Here is a 24887-nt window from a genome sequence, read left to right as displayed (position 1 = left end):
CCTCAGGATTTGAGTTCGCTCAGTTCCAGCCAGCGCATGCTTTTAGTATCTAACTCATCCTTCAGTTGAGGGAGTCGCTTGCTCTTTTCCGTCAAATCCGCCACCGACAGTTTGCCACTGCAAAGATCGGTTTCCAATTGTTTCTGTTCAGTTTCCAAAGCCTTGATTTCCTTAGAAAGGTTTTCAAATTCCCGTTGCTCCTTAAAGGTCATCTTGCGGGTATCCTGGTGATGATGCTCGCTCTTTTCATGGGGCCGTGCTTCCGTTTTAGGTTTCTCATCCTTCTCCGACTGGAGTTCGCTCCATTCCCTGTATTGGGTATAGTTTCCAGGGAAGTCCTCGATCACGCCATTGCCTTTGAAAACCAGCAGATGGTCCACCACCTTATCCATGAAATACCTGTCGTGGCTGACAATGATCACACAACCGGGGAAATCCTGAAGATACTCCTCCAAAACCTGAAGCGTCTGGATATCCAAATCATTTGTAGGTTCGTCCAGAACCAGGAAGTTAGGGTTCTTCATCAGGACAGAACAGAGATACAGTTTACGCCTCTGTCCACCGGAAAGTTTGTAAACATAATCATATTGTTCCTGAGGTGTGAAAAGGAAATACTGCAGGAACTGGGTAGCGCTCATATGCCGTCCCCCACCTAAGTCGATGTCATCTGAAATACCGGAAATGACATCGATGACCCGTTGTTGCCGGTCAAATTTCATCCCTTCCTGGGCAAAATAGCCGAACCGCACGGTCTCCCCGATATCAAAACGGCCCTTGTCAGGGGGAACAAGTCCGAGTAGCATTTTGATGAATGTGGATTTTCCCGTCCCGTTATTCCCCACGATGCCCATTTTCTCAAATCGGGAGAAATTGTAATAGAAATCATTGAGGATGACCTTGTCGCCCCATTTTTTCGAGACATACTGACTCTCGAATATCTTACTGCCGATATAGACATGAGAAGCCATCAGTCGCATCTGACGGTCTTCCATCTTTTTCTGAGCGACTTTCTGCAGGTCGTAGAAAGCCTCTTCCCGATAACGGGCCTTATGGCCACGGGCCTGAGGCATCCGCCGCATCCAGTCTAATTCCTTTCGGTATAAATTCCTGGCATGCTGTATTTCAGCTTGGGTCTGGTCCATCCGTTCCTGCCGCTTCTCCAGATAGTAACTATAATTGCCGCGATAAGTATAGAGCTGCTGGTCATCCAGTTCGATGATGGAATTGCACACACGATCCAGAAAATAACGGTCATGCGTAACCATCAAAAGCGTCTTGTTGCCCCTCTCAAAAAACTTCTCCAGCCACACGATCATATCCAGGTCCAAATGGTTCGTCGGTTCATCGAGAAGGAAGAGATCCGGTTCCATGATCAGCACATTGGCAAGCGCTACCCGCTTTTGCTGGCCACCGCTCAACTGTCCCATAGGTTGCTGCATATCCCCTATTCTCAACTGTGTCAGAATCTGTTTAGCCTTGAGGACCTTAGCCGGGTCGCCATGATGGTTAAAACAACTGTCCAAAACCGTATCTTCAGGATCAAATTGAGGCGACTGTTCCAGATAACCAACCCTCAAGTCATTTCTGAAAATCACATCCCCGCTGTCTATACCTTCTTTTCCGCAAATCATAGACATCAGCGTCGACTTGCCGGTACCGTTCCTGGCGATCAATCCCACCTTCTGTCCCTCAGCTATGGAAAAGGAAATATCCTTGAAAAGCAGCCGTGCTCCAAAACGTTTTGTCAAATTCTGTACATCAAGATAAGGTCTTTCTTTTGCCATATTTTTCTTATTTACAGACAAAGGTACTGGAAATAAAGGAGAATACAAAAAAACAGATTTAAAATTTGGCTGAAAAGATATTTTTAGCTACCTTTGCATTCGATTTCAAAAGAACACAGCGTTTCCATTCGTTGAAACGCTTTTTCAACAGAACTTTTATACATAAATGTATAATGTATAGCAAAGACGAGTTATTATCGAAAAATATCTCAGAACTTGAGGATATTGCCCAAAAAATTGGCGCGGATTACACTTCCGGCGATAGCGCGGAACAGATAGTCTATGCCATCCTCGATCAGCAGGCAGCCGAAGAGGGAGAGAAAAATCCCCTTGGAATAAGGCGCAGGCGCATCCGCATCACCAAGCATGATGATCGGGTCTATTCAGTAAAAGGAAAAGAAGGGGAGAATTTTGATGTGATGAAAAATAAAATAAAAGGACCGGAAGACCAAAAACTCTTCCAGGATATTCAGGATCAGGAAACTTCCCAATCCCCTGACAACATAAAGGCAGCCGCTGATTTCCTAGCCAGCCTCCCCAAGCATCGGGGACGTAAAAGCAAGGCGGAGTTGGAAGCCATCGCTGCAGCAAAAGCGGTCATGAGTCAAAAAGAAGACAAACCGGTTCAGGAGGTTCCCGAAGTTCCCGAAAAAACGGAAGACACGGCCGAAACTCCTAAAGCTCAAGCCCTTTTACCTGAATCCAAGATAGAAAACGCACTGAATAAAGCTACAGATGTTTTAAAACAGGAAGAGACACCGGATGTCCGTCCGGAAAATGTGATCCCTGAAGCTGCTTTCTCATCTGAAGTACACAATAACAAAGAAGATGATCATAAAGACAGTCAACTCATTGCCCAATTACAGGCAAAGATGAATGCTCACAACGAGAAAGTAGAAGAAAAAATGGAACAACACAATACTGAAGCTGAAGGTGTCTGGGAAGGAGATCCCGGAGACGGAACTGACTTTATCACCGTTGTAGACCTCCCGATAGAAGATCAGGGTGCGGTACCTTCTTTTGATATGTTTGACCGCCCCACAACACCTCAGCCCAGGACCTATCAACCTGTCGTCGCTAAACCGGCAGAACCGGCAGCCAACTATGACTTTACTGACTTGATCACCTCTACAGGTGTGCTGGAAGTGATGCCTGACAGTTATGGATTCCTGCGTTCCAGTGATTATAATTACCTTTCTTCACCGGACGACATCTATGTCGCTCAGAACTTCATCAGACGCTATGGCTTGAAGACCGGTGATGTCATCAACTGCCATGTACGGCCGCCACATGACGGTGAGAAATACTTCCCCCTCACATCCATTGACGAGATCAATGGCCGCCAGCCGAGTGAGATCCGTGACAGGATTCCCTTCGAGCACCTCACCCCTCTGTTCCCTGACGAGAAATTCAATCTTTGCGGAGACAAGGCCACGACTGATCTGAGTACACGGGTTGTCGACCTCTTCTCACCTATAGGCAAAGGACAGCGTGCACTCATCGTGGCACAACCGAAGACCGGTAAGACGATCCTGATGAAAAATATCGCCAACGCCATCGCAGCCAATCACCCTGAAGCCTACCTGATGATGCTGCTCATCGACGAGCGGCCTGAGGAAGTGACGGATATGGCACGTACTGTCAATGCTGAAGTCATCGCCTCTACATTTGATGAACCGGCAGAACGGCACGTCAAGATAGCTGGTATCGTCCTCGAGAAAGCCAAGAGAATGGTGGAATGTGGACACGATGTTGTCATCTTCCTCGATTCCATTACCCGTCTCGCACGGGCCTATAATACTGTGGCACCTGCATCCGGAAAAGTCCTCACGGGTGGTGTCGATGCCAATGCCCTGCAAAAACCGAAACGGTTCTTCGGTGCAGCCCGGAATATAGAAGGAGGAGGCTCCCTGACCATCATCGCCACAGCCTTGATAGATACCGGAAGTAAAATGGACGAGGTCATCTTTGAGGAATTCAAAGGTACGGGAAATATGGAACTGCAACTCGACCGTTCTCTGTCCAACAAACGTATCTTCCCTGCTGTCAATCTGGTTGCTTCAAGTACGCGTAGAGACGACCTGCTGCTCGACAAGACAACGCTTGATCGCATGTGGATCCTCCGCAAATATATCAGTGACATGAATCCGATAGAGGCCATGAATACAATCCGTGACCGCATGATCCATACGCGTGACAATGAGGAGTTCTTGTTGTCGATGAATTCTTAGTATCTGAGTTCATTTGCCTTTTGGCAAATGAACTCGTGTGAGTGGCATAAAATCTTTTTTAAGATTTTATGCGCACAAATCACACATCAATTTAATATCTGTATCTGTAAAACCGTGGTCATTCAGAAATTTCTGATCTACTTTCATCTGCCTTTCCAGTTCCGTCACCCGATCCACTGAAGGATTGAAATCAGCGATGGTCATGAAAGTCTTGAAAAGTTTTACGGCATCCTCAACCTTGAGTTGCATCCATTTGCAATATCCGGCATTAAGGTAATCATCAGGATCTGGTGATTTCATCTCCAGAAGTTTCCGGTATTCTTTATCAGCCTGCTCCACTTTCCCCTGACAGAGGAGAGCCCATGCCAACACCCGATGAATATCACGGCTCCCCGGATTATCCAGATCGAGTTTGTACAATTCATTGATGGCTTCCTCATATTTCCCATTGCTGATCCGGGCGATGCAGAGATTGATCTGGTAAATCTGTTTGCTGGGGAAAGCGACGACCAACCGCTGATAAGCTTTCTCGGCCTCATCCATCAGGTTAGCCATCAGACAAGACTTTGCCAAACCCTTTAAGGCAGCCAGGTCATCCGGGTTCATGCGGAGAGCTTCGGAGAAATAGTCGTGGGCCTGAGTGTAACGTCCCATGTGCAAGGCATTGCATCCACGGAGAAAGACAAAAGGTTCTGTTGTCCCTTCACTGCTGGAGGCATAGGCATTGAGCAACCGGTATTCCAATTGCGGATACCCCTGTTTGGAGAGGAAGCGCGCCAGACTCAACACATATTTCTTCAAAGGTGTTTTCAGAAACAGTGAACTGGTGAAAAAGAACCCCGGTCCGCCACTCACAGGACTGAAATTCTCAAAGGGATTCCTGAAATCCTGGCGATAGGGATAGAGTCTGAAAAAACGGTAAAGGTCCTGAAGATAACTCCTCCGGAGGAAAGTCGTGCTCTCTTTGTCTATATTTGATGCCACAGGTCCCAAGACAGCCTCCCCGGAGTTCAACATCTCTTTCACACTATCCGGGATCTTGTCAATGATTGATCCCATGGCCAGGGCAAAACTGTATTTGTCGCTGTCACAGAAAGGACCGCTGTTGAAAAGAATCTGCAGGAACTTGTTCTCCCCCAGTTTCTTCCGAACGGATTCCAGTGCAGGATGCCCCAGATAGAACGGTACGAACCAGTTGCTGAGGGTATAGAAAAAGGGGAAACGCTTCATTTGTGAAAACCCGCCGAAATAGATATCAGACCCTTGCTTTTCCATATCGGAAATCTGCTGGATCCCCTTTTCCACGTCTTCAGCGGTCTTGTCTTCATCCTCGGGATGAAGGACATCGTTCATGGGATCGTCCTCCGTTTCCGTCATGCCGAATCGGGTGATATTGAAGTGGTTTCCTTTCATGAGGTTCGGCATGATATCATCCTGTATCTTCTGGACATCCCTGTCCGTACTGATGCAATAGAAATATTGCTCCTGCAACTCCAGCAATTCACGGCACAAACTCTCATCTCGGGTGAGTTCATCGGCCAACTCCTGTTGACGGGGGAAGAGGTCAGATGTGCCATTCATGGCAAACACCCACCCTACCAATGCTTTCTGCCGCAGATGCTCGTCTTGTGCGCCTTTCAGTACCCGTGCAAGGGTCTCCAGTTTGCGGACATCAAAGATATTGATGCATGCCAGGATGATGGCACTCACCAAAAACTGGGCATCGATGATGTCAATCGTCGGAGAGAGGATCAGTTGGGCGTAGAACGTCATATCTCCTTCATGCCATTGTTCGCTGACCAGGATGGCATCAAAGAGAAGGCTCATCTGGTGATAGTGCTTGTTTTGGATCGCCAGCATCTTATCGTGCCTGGTTTCCTCGGGTTCCAAACTCACCATGGCCATCTCCGTGACATAGCCTTCCAAGGTTTCCCTGACAGAATCCTGGGAGAAATGGATCCGGCTGACTCGATGATACGCCTCCCGGTAACTGACCACATGGTCGATTTTCTCATGGAGTTCCACATCCTGGACCAGTACGAAAAGGCGATCCAGAAGTTCCCTGTATATCTTGTCTTGTTGCGGATCATGAAAGCCCCGGTGCAGATAGTCCAGCATCAAAGAGTAATCATTTTTGATTTCTTCAAGCCGGCTGCCGATCAGCGCGTCAGGATTTTCAGACAGATACTGCTCAAATTTCCTGATTGACTTGCCTAAATTCTGTTCATGTCCGATCTCGTTATTCAATAATTCATTCAGTATTGAATCATTCATTATCTAGCCCTTTCTATATCCCGTCTTCGAGGGGATTGTGCATGTGTGAATACCAGTGAAGGTAAAGCTTTGATGGTCTGAGGATCACTGCCGCAATATTTGGTAATGAGAGAACCGTAAAATTGAAGGCCATGCTTGTTAATGCTGTCCACAGCCTGGTCATAGGCTTTCAGAAAAGCCGACAACTGTTGGCTCCGTTCGGGCAGATCGGCTTCCCTGAAGGCGAATACCCCCAGATGGAATCCCATGTCCCTACTGTCCAAAAGGACAGGACTGCCCAAAAGGCGGGCTTTTGTAGCTTGCGGCTCTGTGAGGAGCATCGCATCCATCTCATTGTTGATGAGCATCTCCAGTCGGATTTTCACGTCATTGATCTGGATCTTGTAGACATTGTACCGCGGGTGTCCTCGCTTGATCGCAATGTCTGCCAACAGATCAGTGGCCGAAAAACGGGTACAGGCTATCATCTTGTCACTCAACTGATGAAGTTCCCGAATACGGGCCAAACGATTGGTGACGAGTTGCCAATAGGTATTTGTGGCTATCGGATAACTGAGTGCCACTCCCCGCTTGCGCAGACGCTCGGCCCTGATCAGGTCAGAGATAGAGATCTGCACTCGCCTGTTAATCAAAGCCGTATCACAGTCCATCTGAGCTGTGAAATATTTCAAATGGACCCGAACACCACAAGTCTTGAAGAGACTATCCTCATAAGCGACATACACCGGCAGACAGTCCAAGGTAGGCATGACTCCCACCTTGAAAGCAGCCTGGTCAATACTGTCCAGCCTTGCCTTTTCAGCCCTTGAAAGCCGCCGGTTCTCATTATACGAATTACCGCATGAGACTAAAATGAAGAATATCCCGACAGCTAACACTGATATGATCTTTTTCATTACTTGCAAAATTACGTATTTATTTTGGTTCTGTCAAATATATCCGTAAAATTTAGGAAGCATAAACAGACCGCATCCCGGAGGCTGATTCCGAACCGGAAAAGTTTTTCCATACCTCTGCTCACAATTCAAGAATGTCCTTTCGCGGGAAGCATGGAATGGTCATCAATACACACGGACCTTTTGTTGAAATCCGACTTTCTCAATTTGCCCGCAACGCTGATCCTGATGATAAATCGGGGAATTCCAATCAAACAGTACTGCAAATCCGGAAAAACTTTGTAACTTTGTAAACTTGAAAAAGCATCGGTATGGCAAAAGACAAGATCGCTTACGTATGCAGCAATTGCGGGCAAGAGTCCTCTAAATGGATGGGCAGATGCCCCAATTGCGGAGAATGGAATACCTTCAAACAGATACGGATCCCCGCTGACGGGGGAAGCAGTTCACAAAACTCACTTTCCGGGGCCGATCAGGTCTCGGCTCTTTTTGACGGCCTTCCTTCAGGCGTAGGGAAACCTGTCAAACTCCGGGACATTTCGGCTCAGGATGATCCACGAATGGATATGCACGACGCCGAATTCAACCGTGTACTGGGTGGCGGACTCGTCCCCGGAAGCATCGTTCTTCTGGGAGGCGAACCCGGCATAGGGAAAAGTACGCTTACTCTTCAGACTATCCTGAATATGCCTGAACACCACGTCCTCTATGTCAGCGGAGAGGAAAGCACCCATCAGATCAAACTCAGAGCTGACCGACTGGCATCCAGCATGAAAAGCGCAGAAAGAGAAGCTGCAGGATCGAATATCTCGATCCTTTGTGAGACGTCTGTGGAAAAGATTCTGGAATATGTCAAGACGGACAAACCTGACCTGATCATCATCGATTCCATACAGACCATGTCTACGGAGCGGACCGAGAGCAGTCCCGGAAGCATTTCCCAAGTCAGGGAATCGGCTTCCCTGTTTTTCCGTCTGGCAAAGGTCAGTGGCATTCCAGTCATCCTCATCGGACATATCAATAAAGAAGGTACGCTGGCAGGACCTAAGATTCTGGAGCATATCGTCGATACCGTCATCCAGTTTGAAGGTGACGCACACTATATGTACCGGATTCTGAGGAGCACGAAAAACCGATTCGGAAGTACGTCTGAATTAGGAATCTACGAAATGGAGCAGAATGGACTGAAACCGGTCAGCAACCCTTCCGAACTCCTCCTTTCCGAAGACCATGACGGTCTTTCCGGTGTGGCTATAACTGCGGCAATAGAAGGTGTGAGACCTTTTCTCGTGGAAACACAGGCACTGGTCTCCAGTGCTGCCTACGGAACACCGCAGCGCAGTGCCACAGGTTTTGACCAAAGGCGTCTGAACATGCTGCTGGCGGTCCTGGAAAAGAGGGTCGGATTCAAACTCATGCTGAAAGATGTTTTCCTGAATATTGCCGGAGGACTTCGGGTCACTGACCTCGCTATCGACCTGAGTGTCATCGCTGCAGTCCTCTCAAGCAACTTGGATATTGCCATCGAATCAGGATGGTGCATGGCGGGAGAAGTGGGACTCAGTGGAGAGGTCAGACCGGTCAGCCGCATCGACCAACGCGTGGCTGAAGCTGAAAAACTCGGATTCAGTCATATCATCATCCCTAAATATAATATGAAGGGACTGCAAACGGGGAAATATCAGATAACGATTGTTCCTGTCAGAAAGGTGGAGGAAGCCTTGAAAGCTCTCTTCGGTTGAAATAAAGGAGACGAGCGGTAAATGGTCAAAAATGTAACACCTCTATTTACCTACCGGCAATTCCTTCATAAGTTCCCTGACATACGGCCGGTCCCAATCAGAGAAATGGAACTTTTGCGGACCGAAGAGGAGCAGATCAATATCTATCGTGATCTCACCCCGTGCTTTTCCTTCGGGCGTACGGCCACAGGAACGTTCTATCACTTTCAACGAGCGTTGCAATTCAGGGAGAGACAGGGGTGTTGAAGCTGCTGCCAAGGCATTCCTGAACTTTCGCTTCCCGAAATCTATCGGCTCTGTCATCAGAACCCGAGTAAAAAAGATTTTGTGGTCGAATAACAGTGTGAGCCGTGACTGGGCTTGAAGGAACATGTCATCAGTTTCCATATTGGAACCCAACGCAAGGATAACCGGAGTTAGAACTTCCATTTTTCTTCTGAATTTCTCATAAGGCGGTGCAAATATAGTGAAATTTTCAGACGGAGTACGGGATATGTGATATTTTTTATTAAATTTGCATCAAGATATCAGCTGTGACTACATGAAGAAAATATTTTCATTATTGCTCATGATGGTCCTCGTCATTCCAACGGGGGCACAACTGAGATGGAATTCCCAATTTCAGAATTATATTAATCAATATAAGGATCTGGCCATTGAACAGATGCTGCGTTACCATATACCTGCCAGTATCACTCTCGCCCAAGGCGTTTTGGAAAGCCGTGGGGGACTCAGTTCATTAGTTACTGAAGGCAACAACCATTTCGGGATCAAATGCCATAACTGGACTGGTCCCACCCAATATCATGATGATGATGCCAAAGGAGAATGTTTCCGTGTATACTCCAATGCAAGGGAGAGTTATGAAGACCATTCCAAGTTCCTTCATGACCAACCCCGCTATGCCAGCCTTTTCAGACTCGACATTACGGATTACCGCGGATGGGCTAAGGGCCTGAGGGATTGCGGCTATGCCACTAACCCCAACTATGCCAACCTGCTCATCCAGATCATCGAACTCTATAGCCTCAACCAGTATGACAAGGACCGCCACTATGACCATTTCATGGCACAGCATAGCGGAAAAGACCAACTCGTACAGTCTGAGTTGCAACTGCATCCGATTCACCGCTTCAACAACAACTACTACTTGTTTGCCCGTGAAGGAGATACCTTCAAGTCCATAGGCAAGGAAGTGGACATATCGTGGAAGAAATTGGCTAAGTACAACGAGCGTGACAAGAATGATATCTTGCACAAGGGCGATATTGTATTCTTGAAGAAGAAAGAGAAAAAGGCGCCGAAACAGTTTAAGAACCGCCCGCACATCGTCAAACCGGGCGAGAGCATGTACAGCATTGCACAGGCTTACGGCATGCGGTTGGAGAACTTGTATAAGTTGAATTCTCTTTCTCCGACGTACCAGATTTATCCGGGAGCCAAACTGAAAGTAAGATAAAATATGATACCAACTAAATAAACAGGAACGAGGGATTAAAGGATGAAAAGATCAGTTGTATTTTTCATGGCATTTCTAGTTGTCCTTTCCATAAAGGCACAGAAGTTCGAAGACTATTTCGAAAATCGCACATTAAGGATCGACTATATCTTGTCCGGCAACCAGAAGCACCAGGACATCGCAGTCGACGAACTCTTGTCTGAACCGGGATGGTACGGTAAGACCCAACGCTTGTCCGAAGTACCGGTAGAAGGTAACGGACAGTTGATCGTCCGCTCACACAAGAACGGGCAGGTCATCTACCGCAATTCATTCTCTACCCTGTTTCAGGAATGGCTGTCATACGATATGTCCAAAACAGAAACCAGGAGTTTTGAAAATGTCTTTCTGATGCCTTTTCCGAAAGACACGGTAGATGTCACCCTCCAATTGATGGACAACCGCAGGGCAGTCACAGCATCGCTGACCTCGACAATCAACCCGAAAGACATTCTGATCAGACATGCCGGAGAACAGAATGTGACGCCTTACGTCACTCTGCAAAAGGCTGCCCACCCGGAACGTTGCATTCATATTGCGTATATCTCTGAAGGTTACAAACCATCGGAAATGTCCACCTTTATAGCCGACGTGAAAACGGCAATGGAAGCACTCTTCGCACATGAACCTTTCAAGAGCCTGCGTGACCGGTTCAACATCATTGCAGTCGAAGCTCCGTCAGTAGACAGCGGGACCAGTGAACCGGCTAAAGGCATCTGGAAGAATACAGCCCTGCACTCCAATTTCGACACGTTCTACAGTGAACGGTATCTGACGACACTGCACTTGGAAGACCTCCACAACTGGCTCGCAGGGACACCTTACGAGCATATCATCGTATTGGTCAACACCGACAGATACGGTGGCGGCGGAATCCTCAATTCCTACAATCTGAGTACAACGCATAACAAATGGTTCAAACCAGTTGTCGTACATGAATTCGGGCATTCTTTTGCGGGCCTTGCTGATGAGTATGCCTACGAAGAGGAACAGATTCCCATGTATCCTCACGATGTAGAGCCTTGGGAACCGAACATCACCACGAAAGTCAATTTCCATGGCAAATGGGAAAACCTCATCGGGAAGAAGGACAAGAAGGTCGGCTTTTATGAAGGTGCAGGCTATTCCTTGAAAGGCGTTTACAGAGGATATCCGGATTGCAGGATGCGGACGAATACCTTCCCTGAGTTCTGTCCGGTTTGTCGTCAGGCCATCACCCGTCTCATCGATTTCTATACGAAATAGTCCGAGTGTCGGGCGACAGTCTTTCAGGTCTCCAGATAACGGGCTTGGAGTATGCTCCAACTCGAAGGTAAAAAAGGTATTGTGGCGTACCTGACTATAAAAAATCCATTGAAAATTTGGTCGGACAAAATAATTGTATTACCTTTGCACTCGGCTTGAGAAAGAGTCCTCAAGCATAAGTTTCGGGGTGTAGCGCAGCCCGGTAGCGCTCCTGGTTTGGGACCAGGTGGTCGCAGGTTCGAATCCTGTCGCCCCGACGGTTGAGGGAAGAGAGATAACTTAGGATTAAGTTATCTCTCTTTCGTCATCTTAAGGCAAAACTGATCTGCCCTTCTTTCACTGGCATGGCGCTATGTGTGATAAAAGGCTACAGACCTGATCGACAACATTCATACCTTTTCCGGTAATTGCCTTTTAAAGCGGTCAAAATACCGGATATCCATATCAACAAATAGAATAAAAATGATTATTTATGAAAAACTTAAGTCTTTCTATTTCATACCAACTGGCACAACTCTCGGAATTGGCACCCGAGGATCAACATCTGATCCATTCTGCCATTGAGGCGACGGCCAACAGTTATGCACACTACAGTCACTTTCATGTAGGAGCTGCCATAAGACTGGATGACGGCAAAGAGATCATCGGTGCCAATCAGGAAAATGCGGCTTTCCCTTCTGGCCTCTGTGCTGAGCGTACGGCCATTTTCGCCGCCCAGGCTCAATGCCCGCAGCATCGCATTGTGGCACTGGCCATCGCTGCCAAGAACACACGAGGGCTTTTAGCACAACCTGTCCCTCCATGCGGGCAATGCCGACAAGTCATTCTGGAAGTGGAAGAACGCTATGGGAATCCCGTCCGTATCCTGCTCTATGGCACGGAAGGCGTGCTGGTATTTCACAGCGTGAAAGATCTGCTCCCCTTCTCTTTTGAAGATGGCAATATGAAATGAAAAGTGAAGGGATACCACAACATCAACGCGGAAGCACTCGGATAAAGCTCAAGTGATTGACGGTATCCTCTTAAAAATACAGACTCACGGCATTAACGCAAAGACCGCCGAAATAACAATTATTCCGGCGGTCTTTTATCATCTAACAAGAACCCTGATTATTTGATCAGGCCCTGTTCTACAAAGATCTTCTTCAAAACCTGCACGCCCCGCTCTACCTGTTCTTTGGTATGCGTAGCCATCAGTGCGAACCGCACCAGCGTATCCTGTCGTGCACAAGCAGGCGGAACGACCGGGTTGATGAACACACCGTTATCGAAAGCCAGTTTTGTAACCAGGAAAGTCTTATAGTCATCCCTTACATACAGCGGGATAATAGGACTGTTGGTATCCCCGATTTCGAAACCTTCTTCGCGGAAACGTTTCACAGCGTACTTGGTCACATCCCAGAGACGTTCCTGTCTTTCAGGTTCGGTCCTGATGATGTGAAGCGCCTCAATAGCTGCAGCCGTTGCAGCAGGAGTATTGCTGGCACTGAAAATATAAGTACGCACGTTATGGCGGAGGAAGTTGATCGTATCCTTGTCCGAAGCAATGAAACCACCGATGGAAGCCAGACTCTTGGAAAAAGTTCCCATGATCAGGTCCACATCATCTGTCACCCCGAAATAGTCGCAGACACCACGGCCTTCTTTTCCGAAGACGCCGATACCATGTGCCTCATCGACCATGATTGAACAATTGTATTTCTTCTTCAACTTCACGATCTCCGGCAGATTGGCCAGATCACCCTCCATCGAAAACACGCCATCTACGACAATCAACTTCACGGCATCGTGAGGGAGAGCTTTGAGCACACGCTCCAAATCCTCCATGTCATTGTGCTTATAATGAAGTTGCTTGGCGAAGGAGAGTCGACGTCCGTCGACAATACTCGCATGATCACGCTCATCACAAATGAGATAATCACCCTTCCCGACGACTACGGCCAAGACACCTTGGTTGACTGAAAATCCCGTAGAGAAGCTCAGTGCAGCATCCTTATGCTCATATTCGGCAAGTTCTTTCTCCAACTGAACATGAATATCCAATGTTCCATTCAGGAAACGGCTTCCCGCACATCCGGACCCATATTTATCCAATGCCCTTTTAGCAGCATCGATTACTCTTTGGTCACCAGTTAAACCGGCATAAGCATTAGAGCCGAACATCAAGACTTTGTGTCCGCCCATTTCTACTTCTGTACCCTGTTTACTCGTTATGACGCGAAAATAAGGATATACACCTTCTTGCATGTACCTTTGCGGTTCACGATAATTTTTATATCTTTCCTGTAATTGTCCCATTATAATAGGTGAACTAATTTGGTTTCATTTTAAACGCTGCAAAGATACAAAAAAAGAAGTTATAAAATATATTTTTCACTAAAAATGTGGCTTTTAGCGAACTTTTATCATCTGAATCACCTATTTAACACCTCTCTTTTCAATCTCTGCGATCGTCCCCAAAGCATTTTTTCTCCTCAAAAATAAGGTCTTTGAGGAGGGTAAATAGTTTGATTACTCCTATTTTTAAAATTTTAACCTAGAAGAAAAATCCCAATCCACTGAAAATGCTTACTTTTGCCGAAATTATGAAAAAGAAGATACTATTTGTTGTCAATCCTGTTTCAGGGACATCGAGCAAAGACAAACTTCCTGAAATCATCGAGTCTGATCTAGACCACTCCAAGTTTGAGTATCAGATCCGGTGGACGGAATATGCCGGCCAGGCAACTGGAATAGCAAAGGCAGCGCAAGATCACTACGATATTGTCGTGGCTGCCGGCGGAGACGGAACTGTCAATGAGGTTGCACGGGGACTCATCCATTCCGATACGGTCATGGGCATTATCCCCTGTGGGTCCGGTAACGGACTTGCGAGACACCTTGCCTTGCCTGTGAATATCAAGGAAAGTATCAATATCCTCAATGCGTGCGATATCCATGAAATAGATTATGGCACGATCAACAACTATCCTTTTTTTTGTACCTGCGGTATGGGTTTCGATGCTTATATCGCCGAAGAATTTGCGCAGGCAGGCAAACGCGGCCCTTTCACCTACGTCAAGAAGATCATGACGGACTGGCTCAATTACAAGCCCGACATGTATGAGATAACTGACGAGAAGGGCTCCCGCTGCATGAAAGCTTTCCTGATCACTATCGGAAATGCTTCCGAGTATGGGAATATGGCTTACATTTGTCCGAAGGCTTCTATCTGCGACGGACTGCTGAACGTCACGATCATCAGACCCTTCAAATTCTCAGCTGCCCCGGAGATGACTTTCCAGTTGTTCAAGAAAACGATAGATTCCAATCCGAACGTAGAGACCTATTCTTGCAAACATATCCATATCCGCCGCTCTCAACCGGGCTACATCCACTATGACGGCGATCCGATCATGGCTGGTGAGGATATAGACATCGCCATCCACGAGAAAGGCATCAAGGTAATCGTGAATTCAAAAGACCTTTGCAAACACAAAATTTAGTGTGCGTTTCCAGCGGTTGCTTTTCTTTTGTCAACAGCCATAGATGAAGGCAGACTGGACAAAAGAATTACCCCTTGTTTTTTATCTGGCAGTGAGATAAAAGTCCCGACTCAGGCGTGCCCACCAATCCGTGAGTTTGCCGTCTGGAGTCATAAGGACTCTCGTCTCATCTTCCAACGGAAACGTTCTTTGTCTCGCGAAGGCAAGCAGACAACGCTTTGCCGCTTTCCTCTCAACGGTTTTCACAAAACATCTGCGTGTCAGGACCAATCCTGCCAAATAACCTTCTGCAGAAAAAGACTCTGATAACTCAGCAGGGATGATCGTACAGAAAACGCCGTTGGCCCCCAGAAGTTGTTTGACCCCCTTGAACAGTTCCGGATAGGTCAAAGTACCCGTCCGGCGTGCCCTGTCACGCTTGGCGTCAGGACTCTCCAGAAATTGATTTGAACTATAAAACGGCGGATTGCTGACGATCAGGTCATAGTGTGGAGAAGGCTCTGACCGGCAGAAGTCCTGAAGACTCTTTCCAATCACCCTGAGTCTGTCAGCGAAAGGACTTTCCTTGGCATTTTCAGCTGCCTGAAGGCAAGCGTCCCGATCGATTTCCAGAGCATTCACCTGCACTTCCGGAAAGCGCTGGGCAAGCATCAGGGCGATGACCCCCGTTCCCGTTCCGATGTCCAGGACCCTGCGGAAAGGTATTGAGGGTCTGTCAGGAACAGTCTCTGACCAACCTGCCCAACTCCCAAGGAGCACCCCATCCGTTCCGACTTTCATGGCACAGCGATCCTGACGAATCACGAAATGCTGAAACGTAAATTTTTCTTTCATATGAATATTTAACGTCTAAAATCCACATTTATTCTTTGAATCTGAAAAAATGACAAACTCTCTACCTTTAATAGCAAAAATCTGCAAATACCCTTCTCCTATCTCCAATCTTTTTAGTAAATTTGCAAATTAAAATGAATGAGAGAACTTATGAGTAAAATTTCAAATACACAATTCCAAATGGTTGCTGACTTTGACGGGGATGTCTCGTGCCTGTTCGGAGAGCACAAGGCTGGGGTCTACCCTATCCTTTGCACCCGTAACCTGGTACTGTTCCCCACCGTTGTCACGCCGATACTCGTCGGACGGGAACAGAGCGTCAATGTCGTCAAGCACATGCAAAAGCATGAGAAGGAGGTCATCTGCATCTTCTGCCAGAAGAATCAGGATATTGACGACCCTTCCCTGAATGATCTCTATCATACCGGTGTATTCGCCAAAATCATACGGGTCATGGAAATGCCCGGCCAAGACCATAATATCACTGTCATCGTACAGGCTTTAGGCAAATGCCAGTTGAAGTCCATCAAGCGGAAGAAGCCTTATTGTACGGGCGAGGTGGAGCCTTTGGATGAAAAGATCCCTGATGCCAATGACAAACAGTTCAAGACGCTGGTGGACACTCTGCGCAACTCGACCAAACGGTATATTGAAGCTGATGACGACATCCCCCGGGAAGGGGAAATAGCCTTAGGCAACATCAGTAATCCGGTGATGCTGGTCAATTTCATCTGCGTCAACATGCCTTTCAGCATCAAGGACAAGATCGATATGCTCTCTGTTACCTCTCTCGAAGAGCGGATCTATTCGGTTCTCAAGATTGAAGACCGCGACAGGCAACTGATGAACATCAAGTCCAAGATCAACCAGAAAACCCACCAGGACATCGATGAGCAGCAGAAAGAGTACTTCCTGCAGCAACAACTCAAGAACATCAAGGATGAACTGGGAAACGACGGAAATTCTGAATGGGAAGACCTCATCAAGAAATCCAAGACCAAGAAATGGTCTGAGGAGATGAAGGCGACCTTCGACAAGGAGGTTGACAAACTTGAATCCATGAATCCTCAGAATCCGGAATATAATGTGCAGTTGACTTATCTCCAGACACTCGTCAACCTTCCTTGGGGAGAATATACACCCGATGACCTCGACTTGGAAAGGGCAAGGAAAGTCCTCGACAGAGACCATTACGGAATGGAAAAAGTCAAGCAGCGCATCCTGGAATATATTGCTGTCCTCAAACTCCGTGGGGATCTGAAGAGCCCTATCCTCTGTCTCTATGGACCACCGGGAGTCGGCAAGACCTCTTTAGGCAAGAGCATCGCTGAAGCGATGAAACGCAAATACGTCAGGATCAGTTTGGGTGGTGTCCATGACGAGGCTGAAATCAGAGGTCACCGCAGGACCTATATCGGTGCCATGCCAGGAAGAATCATCAAGGGTATTCAGAAAGCCGGTTCAAGCAACCCGGTATTCATCCTCGATGAAATCGACAAGGTCACTCAGGACTCCGTCAACGGTGATCCGGCTTCTGCCCTGTTGGAAGTGCTGGACCCGGAACAGAACAATGCGTTCCATGACAATTACCTGGATGTGGACTATGACCTGTCCAAGGTCCTGTTCATCGCTACGGCCAATGACCTGGATACGATCCCCCGCCCATTGCTCGACAGAATGGAGGTCATCGAACTGAGTGGTTATATCACTGAAGAAAAGATAGAGATTGCCAAAAGACACCTGATTCCCAAAGAACTGGAGAACACGGGACTGAAAACTTACAAACCGGCGATTAAATTCTCCAAGCCGGCTCTGGAAAAAATCATCGAATCCTACACGCGCGAAAGCGGTGTACGGCAGTTGGAGAAACAGATCAACAAGGTTCTCAGAAAACTCGCATTCGAAGATGCTGAAGAGGGGACGATCAATAGACCGAACCTTACTCCGAAAGACATCACAAAACTCCTCGGCAACGCGCCTTTCTACCGTGACATCTATCAGGGTAATGACTATGCAGGCGTCGTGACCGGACTGGCTTGGACCAGTGTAGGGGGCGAGATACTCTTCATCGAGACCTCACTCTACAGAGGCAAAGGCAGCAAACTCACACTTACGGGCAATCTGGGGGACGTCATGAAGGAATCTGCTGTCATCGCCCTCGAATATGTCAAAGCGCATATCGACCAACTGGGAGTTGACTACCGGATCTTCGACTATTGGAATATCCATATCCATGTGCCGGAGGGGGCCACGCCTAAAGACGGTCCTTCTGCAGGCATCACGATAGCGACGTCCATCGCTTCGGCTATTACTCAGCGAAAGGTACGCAAGAATACCGCCATGACCGGAGAGATCACTCTCCGCGGGAAAGTCCTGCCTGTAGGCGGCATCAAAGAGAAAATACTGGCTGCCAAAAGAGCCGGCATCACAGACATCGTCATGTGCAAGGAGAACAAGAAAGACATTGAAGAGATCCCAGAGAAATACAGAGCGGGTGTCACCTTCCATTATGTCGAGAACATTCAGGAAGTATGGGATTTCGCATTGACAGACGAGATCGTCGCTCATCCGGTAAACTATGATATTCCTGATGAGGATAGTGAAGGGAACAGTAGCGAGCAAAAAGACAAAAAACAAATTTCCATTTCACGAAAATCAATCAGCAATGATCTTTGAACTGCAGCACACGGATCAAGCGTCTGAGGCCCGGACCGGTCTCATTCACACGGATCACGGAGACATCAGAACACCTATATATATGCCTGTGGGCACTGACGGCAGTGTCAAGGCCGTTCATTTTAGAGAACTCAAAGAACAGATAAAAGCCCAGATCATCCTGGGGAACACCTATCACCTGTACCTCCGCCCGGGTCTCGAAATTCTCAAGGCTGCAGGAGGCCTCCATCGTTTTATCGGTTGGGACAGACCTATGCTGACTGACAGTGGCGGGTTTCAGGTATTCTCCTTGTCAGGTATCAGGAAACTGACGGAAGAAGGTTGCCAGTTTCAGTCGAACATCGATGGTTCGAGGCACTTCTTCACACCGGAAAATGTCATCGACAAGGAGCGCATTCTCGGTGCGGACATCATAATGGCACTGGATGAATGTCCCCCGGGACTGAGCGATTACACCTATGCCAAGGAGAGTCTGGGATTGACCCAGCGCTGGTTGGACCGCGGTATCCGGCATTTTCAGGAGACACAGCCCCTATACGGTTTCCGGCAGAGCCTCTTCCCCATCGTCCAAGGTTGCACTTACAAAGACCTGAGACAGGAGGCTGCGCAGTACTGTGCTGACAAAGGTGCTGACGGATATGCCATTGGGGGACTGGCTGTAGGAGAACCTGCAGAGGTGATGTATGAGATGATTGAAATCGTCAATGCCATCCTTCCCCAAAACCGTCCCCGCTATCTGATGGGTGTAGGAACTCCCTGGAACATTCTCGAAGCCATTGAAAGAGGCGTGGATATGTTCGACTCTGTCATGCCCTCACGTGACGGCCGTAATGCCCTATTGTTTACTTACAACGGGACAATAAACATGAGGAACAAGAAATGGGAAATGGATTTCTCGCCGATTGATTCCGAAGGCTGTGAGACAGATCGGATCACCAGCAAAGCTTATCTCCATCACCTTTTCAAGGCGAAGGAGATCCTGGCGATGCAAATCGGAAGTATCCACAATCTCGCCTTTTACCTCAGGTTGGTCACAGATGCACGGCAGCACATCGAACAAGGTGATTTCGTTCAGTGGAAATCCTCTGTCATAGGACAGATGCAAAAAAGAATATAAATCCAATGGTTCACTCGGATCCCCTCTTCCCGTTGTTCCTTGGATGAATTCATAATGTAATGAGTAAATTTCGTAACATCAGAAGATATCACTGTTTTTACAGTCTTGGCAGAGCTGTGCAAAGGCATGCCTCCTGGCTGGTTAAGGTCTGGAAAGGGATCGCCCACCTGTTGCAGTTTCTACATCCCAAACGGTATGTCAGGAGAATAGACTGGTATATCATCAAGAAGTTCATCGGAACTTATATTTTCTCCATCATCCTGATCATCTCTATTGCTATCGTTTTCGATATCAATGAGAACCTGGCGAAATTCACGCAATACCACGCACCGCTCAGAGCCATTATTTTCGATTATTACGCCAATTTCATCCCTTATTTTACCAATCTTTTCAGCGCGCTCTTCGTTTTCATCGCCGTGATCTTCTTTACCTCCAAGATGGCGGGCAACAGCGAGATCATAGCCATCCTGGCTTCGGGGATTTCTTTCAAACGGCTTCTGCGCCCGTATATGATCACCTGCGCGCTGATCACTGTCGTGTCTTTCTATCTGTCTGCTTATGTCATTCCCCACGGGACCATCATCCGCCAGAACTTTGAGGCAATGTATAAGAACAAGGAGAAGAACACATCTGCCGACAATGTCCAGTTGCAGGTGGACAGAGGGGTGATCGCCTATATGCAGCATTACGACGATAATCTCAAGAAGGGCTATGGATTCTGTCTGGACAAATTCGAGAACAAGAAACTGATCAGTCACTTGACAGCCATGGAGATCCAATACGATACGGTTTCCGATACCAAGTATCATTGGAAGATCAGCAATTGGAAGATCAGAAGGCTGCAGGGTTTGAGAGAGCATATCACCAGCGGGGCCGAGAAGGATACGACGATCCAGATCGAGCCGACGGATCTGGTCTATTCGAAAGGGCAGCAGGAGACCCTGACGAGTCCGCAGTTGAAAGATTATATCTCCAAACAGGTCAACCGCGGCTCGCAGAATGTCGTCCAATACGAAGTGGAATACCATAAGCGCATCGCCTCCTCGTTCGCTTCCTTCATCTTGACAATCATCGGCGCTTCACTGTCTGCCAAGAAAAGGAAGGGTGGCATGGGCTTGTATCTGGGGATAGGACTGGGACTGAGTTTTATCTATATCATGCTTGAGACGATCTCCTCGACATTCGCCATCAATGCAGGGGCACCACCGGTTCTGGCAGCGTGGGTGCCCAATATACTGTTCGGCCTCGTAGCTTATTTTTGCTACAGGAAAGCGCCTAATTAAATTTGGCATCCGGACGGAATAACAAGAATGCCCGGAGCCTGTGTGAGTTTTTAAATATTGAATAGGAAATTTATGAAGTTTGAAGAATTAAATCTCAATGATCATGTGCTCGATGCACTGTATGACATGCATTTCGATAATTGTACCCCGATTCAGGAGAAATGCATTCCGGAAATCTTAAAGGGAAAAGATGTTTTAGGAATAGCTCAGACCGGAACAGGCAAGACTGCCGCCTACCTTCTGCCGATACTCAGTAAACTCGATGACGGCGGATACCCTGCCAAAGCGAACAACTGTCTCATCATGAGTCCTACCCGTGAACTGGCACAACAGATCGACCAGGCAATGCAGGGCTTCGGCTATTATCTGAGTGACGTCAGCAGTGTCGCCATCTATGGTGGAAACGACGGCAACCGTTACGATCAGGAAGTCAAGAGCCTGAAGATGGGTGTGGACATCATTATCGCTACACCGGGACGACTGCTGTCTCATATCTCTCTCGGCAATGTCGATCTGAGCAAGGTCAGTTTCTTCGTTCTGGATGAGGCAGACCGGATGCTGGACATGGGATTTTCTGAAGACATTGAGAAGATTTACAAATACTTGCCTAAAAACTGCCAGACGATCATGTTCTCTGCCACGATGCCGGACAAGATCGAAGGTCTCACCAAGACGCTGTTGAAGGACCCTGTAGTATTCAAATTAGGAGTCAGCAAACCTGCTGAGAAGATCCGTCAGAGTGCCTATATCTGTTATGAGACCCAAAAGATCGAAATCATCAAGGATATCTTCAAGGCTGACGACCTGAAGCGAGTCCTCATCTTCTGTGGCAGTAAGTTAAAGGTCAAACAGGTTTCCGGCGCGCTCCAGAGAAAGCATATCAACTGTGGGGAGATGCACTCTGACTTGGATCAGTCTGAACGGGACGACATGATGTTCAAATTCAAGAGCGGACAATATGACGTGCTCGTCGCTACCGATATCCTCTCGAGAGGGATCGACATTGATGATATTGCTATGGTGATCAACTACGATGTTCCTCATGACGCTGAAGATTACGTCCACCGTATCGGACGTACGGCTAGAGCTAAGAAAGACGGTATAGCCGTCACATTGGTCAGCCAAGAGGATATGTTCTATTTCTCTCAGATCGAGAAATTCCTCGGTAAGGAAATCGAGAAAAACCCGTTGCCTGATGATCTGAAGGGACCGGAATACAAGGTCTCCGGTCGTCCCCCAAGAGGCGGCAACAACAGACCGAAGCCACATCGAAGAAGAGAAGGGGATTCTACCGCCCCCAGAGACCACAAGCGTACTGCCTATAGAGAAGGTGCCTCTCGCAAAGGTGAGAGACAAGAAGAAAAAGAACCGGGACAAACTAAAACTGCTGCTACTGAGAAGAAGAACAGCCGGAGACCTTACATTCCGAAAGAAAACGGACAAAACAGTCAAAACAGTCCCAAACCACATCGGCGGAACCCTCAGTATAACGCGCCGCACCACAGGTCTGCACAGACGGATGAGTATCACGCCAAGGCCAAAGCACCGAATAATTCGGAGAATACAGGAAAGAAAACTTATACGCCGAGAGCTCACGGAAACAACAGACCCGGTTATAAACCTCGCCGCAATTATCCGAATTCTTCAAATAGCAATAGGCCTCAACAGCGTCCGGTCGCTCAAGAACCGGAAAAGAAAACCGGCGGAATCAAGAAGTTTTTCAAGAAACTCTTTGGTAAAGATTGATAGGGCCTTTAGGTCGATTTATCAATACAGTCCTTACAAAACGGTTTGAATACCTGAAAGCCAAGTTATTCCTCTCCAAATATTCAATCATTCCCACCTTCTGATCAAGGCGGGAATATTTTTTTAGTACAGTTTACTATTTCAATGGACACCTTTTATACCAGAGAAATGGACCTGAAGGATTCCTCGATCACTTAACCAACTCATGACACCGATTATTGTCTCATTTGAAGTCCTTTTGTTTTAACTGAGCCACCTCAAAATTCCTAATTAGAGTTAATATGACCTTTTATCTTCTTTTTTATCATTTTTTCAAAATAAAATATTTATCTTTGTATAAGCAAACCTATATTTAATAACAATCTAAACAATTAGAAATGATGAATGCAAAAGAAGTCACAGAGAGTTTGAGATCGAAATTCCCCGACCAACCGGAGTATATCCAAGCTGTCAGTCAAGTTCTGGAAACGATTCAGGACGAGTACAACAAGCATCCGGAGTTTGAGAAAGCGAACCTGATCGAACGCCTCTGTATCCCAGACAGGATCATCCAGTTCCGAGTCAATTGGGTAGATGACAAGGGTCGGGTCCAGACCAATATGGGCTATCGGGTGCAGCACAACAATGCGATAGGGCCCTATAAAGGCGGACTGAGGTTTCATCCCTCCGTCAACGTGAGTATCCTGAAATTTCTGGCCTTCGAACAGACTTTCAAAAATTCGCTCACTACCCTGCCTATGGGCGGAGCAAAAGGGGGATCGGATTTCTCTTCACGGGGGAAAAGCGATGCAGAGATCATGCGCTTCTGCCAGGCTTTCATGACTGAACTCTATCATTATATCGGACCTGACGAAGATGTCCCGGCAGGCGATATAGGTGTCGGCGGTCGGGAAATAGGTTATCTGTTCGGACAATACAAAAAACTGACCCATCAATATGCAGGTATTCTGACAGGTAAAGGATTGGAATACGGCGGTTCGCTCATCAGACCTGAAGCCACAGGATACGGAAATGTCTATTTTCTGGAAGACATGCTCAAGACACGTGGAGAAACACTGGAAGGCAAAACAGTCCTCGTCTCAGGTTCAGGAAATGTGGCTCAGTATACTCTAGAGAAATTGATCGCCAAAGGAGCCAAACCTTTGACTTGCTCTGATTCAGACGGATATATCTACGACCCTGAGGGTATCGATGAAAAAAAACTCAAGTTTATCATGGACTTGAAAAACAACGGCCATAAACGTATACGCGAATATGCGGAAAAATACAGTGTGAAATATGTCAAGGGCGGGAAACCCTGGTGTGAGAAAGCTGACATTGCCACACCCTGCGCAACGCAGAACGAGATAGATGAACAGTCTGCCGGAACGTTGGTCAAGAACGGGATCATTGCCGTCAGCGAAGGGGCGAATATGCCGACGACACCTGAAGCTATCCGCATTTTTCAAGATGCCCATATCCTCTATTCCCCTGGAAAGGCGAGCAATGCAGGCGGTGTTGCGACGTCAGGACTCGAGATGACCCAGAACTCTGAACGATTGAAATGGACCAGAGTACAAGTTGATGACAAACTCAGGGAGATCATGAACAGTATCCATAAGAATTGTGTCAAATATGGTACCGAGTCTGACGGATACATCAACTATGTCAAAGGTGCCAACATTGCAGGTTTTTTGAAAGTCGCACATGCGATGATGGCGCAAGGCATTTAACGGTTTGAAAAATCTGAGGTATCGGACGTTCACATACTGGGAGGTGTCATTCTAGGATGGCATCTCCTGATCTGTTGGAAGACTTTTCACATTATTTGCAGAAAAAATCAGCGATATATTTGCAAATATAGAATAAAATCCCTACCTTTGCACTCGCAATTGACAAATGAGTGTTAACAAAAGGTACGTTAGTTCAGTTGGTTAGAATGCCTGCCTGTCACGCAGGAGGTCATGAGTCCGAGTCTCATACGTACCGCCAGCCAAACTCAAGTCATTGCAACTGGTACGTTAGTTCAGTTGGTTAGAATGCCTGCCTGTCACGCAGGAGGTCATGAGTCCGAGTCTCATACGTACCGCTTACCTT

17 protein-coding genes and 3 tRNA genes are annotated in these 24887 nt (G+C 47.3%); 14 read left to right on the top strand and 6 right to left on the bottom strand.

Translation table 11 applies throughout. From position 1 onward, the window contains the following. Positions 1-2: 2 nt before the first annotated feature. The gene (locus NG821_RS01860; protein ID WP_252759961.1) at positions 3-1784 is read right to left on the bottom strand and encodes an ABC-F family ATP-binding cassette domain-containing protein; all 1782 of its coding nucleotides are present in this window, start codon (positions 1782-1784) and stop codon (positions 3-5) included. A gap of 173 nt (positions 1785-1957) precedes the next feature. On the opposite strand from NG821_RS01860, the gene rho reads away from it, so the two are divergent. Next, entirely contained in the window at positions 1958-4015 is a 2058-nt protein-coding gene (gene rho, locus NG821_RS01855; RefSeq protein WP_252759960.1) for a transcription termination factor Rho, read from the top strand. A 66-nt stretch (positions 4016-4081) separates the two neighbouring features. Here the strand turns inward: rho and NG821_RS01850 are convergent, their stop codons facing one another. Further along, complete coding sequence (locus NG821_RS01850) at positions 4082-6289, bottom strand: tetratricopeptide repeat protein (protein ID WP_252759959.1); 2208 nt, start codon at positions 6287-6289, stop codon at positions 4082-4084. Continuing rightward, on the bottom strand, positions 6289-7185 hold the full coding sequence (locus NG821_RS01845; protein WP_252759958.1) for an ABC transporter substrate-binding protein: 897 nt from the start codon (positions 7183-7185) through the stop codon (positions 6289-6291). The genes NG821_RS01850 and NG821_RS01845 overlap by 1 nt, the downstream gene beginning before the upstream one ends. A gap of 311 nt (positions 7186-7496) precedes the next feature. Here NG821_RS01845 and radA point away from each other — a divergent pair, with 311 nt between their 5' ends. Continuing rightward, entirely contained in the window at positions 7497-8927 is a 1431-nt protein-coding gene (gene radA, locus NG821_RS01840; RefSeq protein WP_252759957.1) for a DNA repair protein RadA, read from the top strand. Positions 8928-8969: 42 nt separating this feature from the next. On the opposite strand, the gene NG821_RS01835 is transcribed toward radA, so the two are convergent. Further along, positions 8970-9356 (bottom strand): 2-amino-4-hydroxy-6-hydroxymethyldihydropteridine diphosphokinase, encoded by a 387-nt coding sequence (locus NG821_RS01835; RefSeq protein ID WP_252759956.1) that lies wholly within the window; start codon positions 9354-9356, stop codon positions 8970-8972. A 112-nt stretch (positions 9357-9468) separates the two neighbouring features. Between NG821_RS01835 and NG821_RS01830 the strand changes: the two genes are divergently transcribed. From NG821_RS01830 to cdd, 4 genes are all read left to right on the top strand, one after another. Beyond that, positions 9469-10386 carry a glucosaminidase domain-containing protein gene (locus NG821_RS01830; protein ID WP_252759955.1) on the top strand — a complete coding sequence of 306 codons (918 nt, stop codon included), beginning with the start codon at positions 9469-9471 and terminating at the stop codon, positions 10384-10386. Between the two features lie 42 nt (positions 10387-10428). Beyond that, positions 10429-11670: a M64 family metallopeptidase gene (locus tag NG821_RS01825; RefSeq protein WP_252759954.1), complete on the top strand. Its 1242-nt coding sequence runs from the start codon at positions 10429-10431 to the stop codon at positions 11668-11670. A 183-nt stretch (positions 11671-11853) separates the two neighbouring features. Next, positions 11854-11927: transfer RNA gene (locus NG821_RS01820), tRNA-Pro, on the top strand. Positions 11928-12142: 215 nt separating this feature from the next. Continuing rightward, positions 12143-12622, top strand: a complete 480-nt coding sequence (cdd, locus tag NG821_RS01815) for a cytidine deaminase (RefSeq protein ID WP_252759953.1) — start codon at positions 12143-12145, stop codon at positions 12620-12622. Positions 12623-12780: 158 nt separating this feature from the next. Here the strand turns inward: cdd and spt are convergent, their stop codons facing one another. After that, positions 12781-13968 carry a serine palmitoyltransferase gene (spt, locus tag NG821_RS01810; RefSeq protein WP_252759952.1) on the bottom strand — a complete coding sequence of 396 codons (1188 nt, stop codon included), beginning with the start codon at positions 13966-13968 and terminating at the stop codon, positions 12781-12783. Positions 13969-14255: 287 nt separating this feature from the next. Between spt and NG821_RS01805 the strand changes: the two genes are divergently transcribed. Then, positions 14256-15155, top strand: coding sequence for a diacylglycerol/lipid kinase family protein (locus tag NG821_RS01805; RefSeq protein ID WP_252759951.1), 900 nt, complete (start codon positions 14256-14258; stop codon positions 15153-15155). An 81-nt stretch (positions 15156-15236) separates the two neighbouring features. Here NG821_RS01805 and NG821_RS01800 read toward each other — a convergent pair whose 3' ends face one another. After that, a complete protein-coding gene (locus NG821_RS01800; protein WP_252759950.1) occupies positions 15237-15989 on the bottom strand; it encodes a tRNA1(Val) (adenine(37)-N6)-methyltransferase in 753 nt (250 codons plus the stop codon). A 150-nt stretch (positions 15990-16139) separates the two neighbouring features. On the opposite strand from NG821_RS01800, the gene lon reads away from it, so the two are divergent. From lon to NG821_RS01765, 7 genes are all read left to right on the top strand, one after another. Beyond that, complete coding sequence (gene lon, locus NG821_RS01795; RefSeq protein WP_252759949.1) at positions 16140-18665, top strand: endopeptidase La; 2526 nt, start codon at positions 16140-16142, stop codon at positions 18663-18665. Continuing rightward, on the top strand, positions 18655-19782 hold the full coding sequence (tgt, locus tag NG821_RS01790; RefSeq protein ID WP_252759948.1) for a tRNA guanosine(34) transglycosylase Tgt: 1128 nt from the start codon (positions 18655-18657) through the stop codon (positions 19780-19782). The genes lon and tgt overlap by 11 nt, the downstream gene beginning before the upstream one ends. Before the next feature lie 59 nt (positions 19783-19841). Beyond that, a complete protein-coding gene (locus tag NG821_RS01785) occupies positions 19842-21065 on the top strand; it encodes an LptF/LptG family permease (RefSeq protein WP_252759947.1) in 1224 nt (407 codons plus the stop codon). Positions 21066-21137: 72 nt separating this feature from the next. Further along, the gene (locus tag NG821_RS01780) at positions 21138-22811 is read left to right on the top strand and encodes a DEAD/DEAH box helicase (protein WP_252759946.1); all 1674 of its coding nucleotides are present in this window, start codon (positions 21138-21140) and stop codon (positions 22809-22811) included. Positions 22812-23191: 380 nt separating this feature from the next. Continuing rightward, positions 23192-24523: an NADP-specific glutamate dehydrogenase gene (locus NG821_RS01775; protein ID WP_252760019.1), complete on the top strand. Its 1332-nt coding sequence runs from the start codon at positions 23192-23194 to the stop codon at positions 24521-24523. 182 nt (positions 24524-24705) lie between these two features. Continuing rightward, a tRNA-Asp gene (locus NG821_RS01770) sits at positions 24706-24782 on the top strand. Positions 24783-24805: 23 nt separating this feature from the next. Then, positions 24806-24879 (top strand) — tRNA-Asp (locus tag NG821_RS01765). The last annotated feature ends 8 nt before the right edge of the window (positions 24880-24887 follow it).

Source organism: Segatella cerevisiae, from assembly GCF_024054555.1.
GTDB lineage: Bacteria > Bacteroidota > Bacteroidia > Bacteroidales > Bacteroidaceae > Prevotella > Prevotella cerevisiae.
This window is presented reverse-complemented; position numbering and strand designations above follow the sequence as displayed.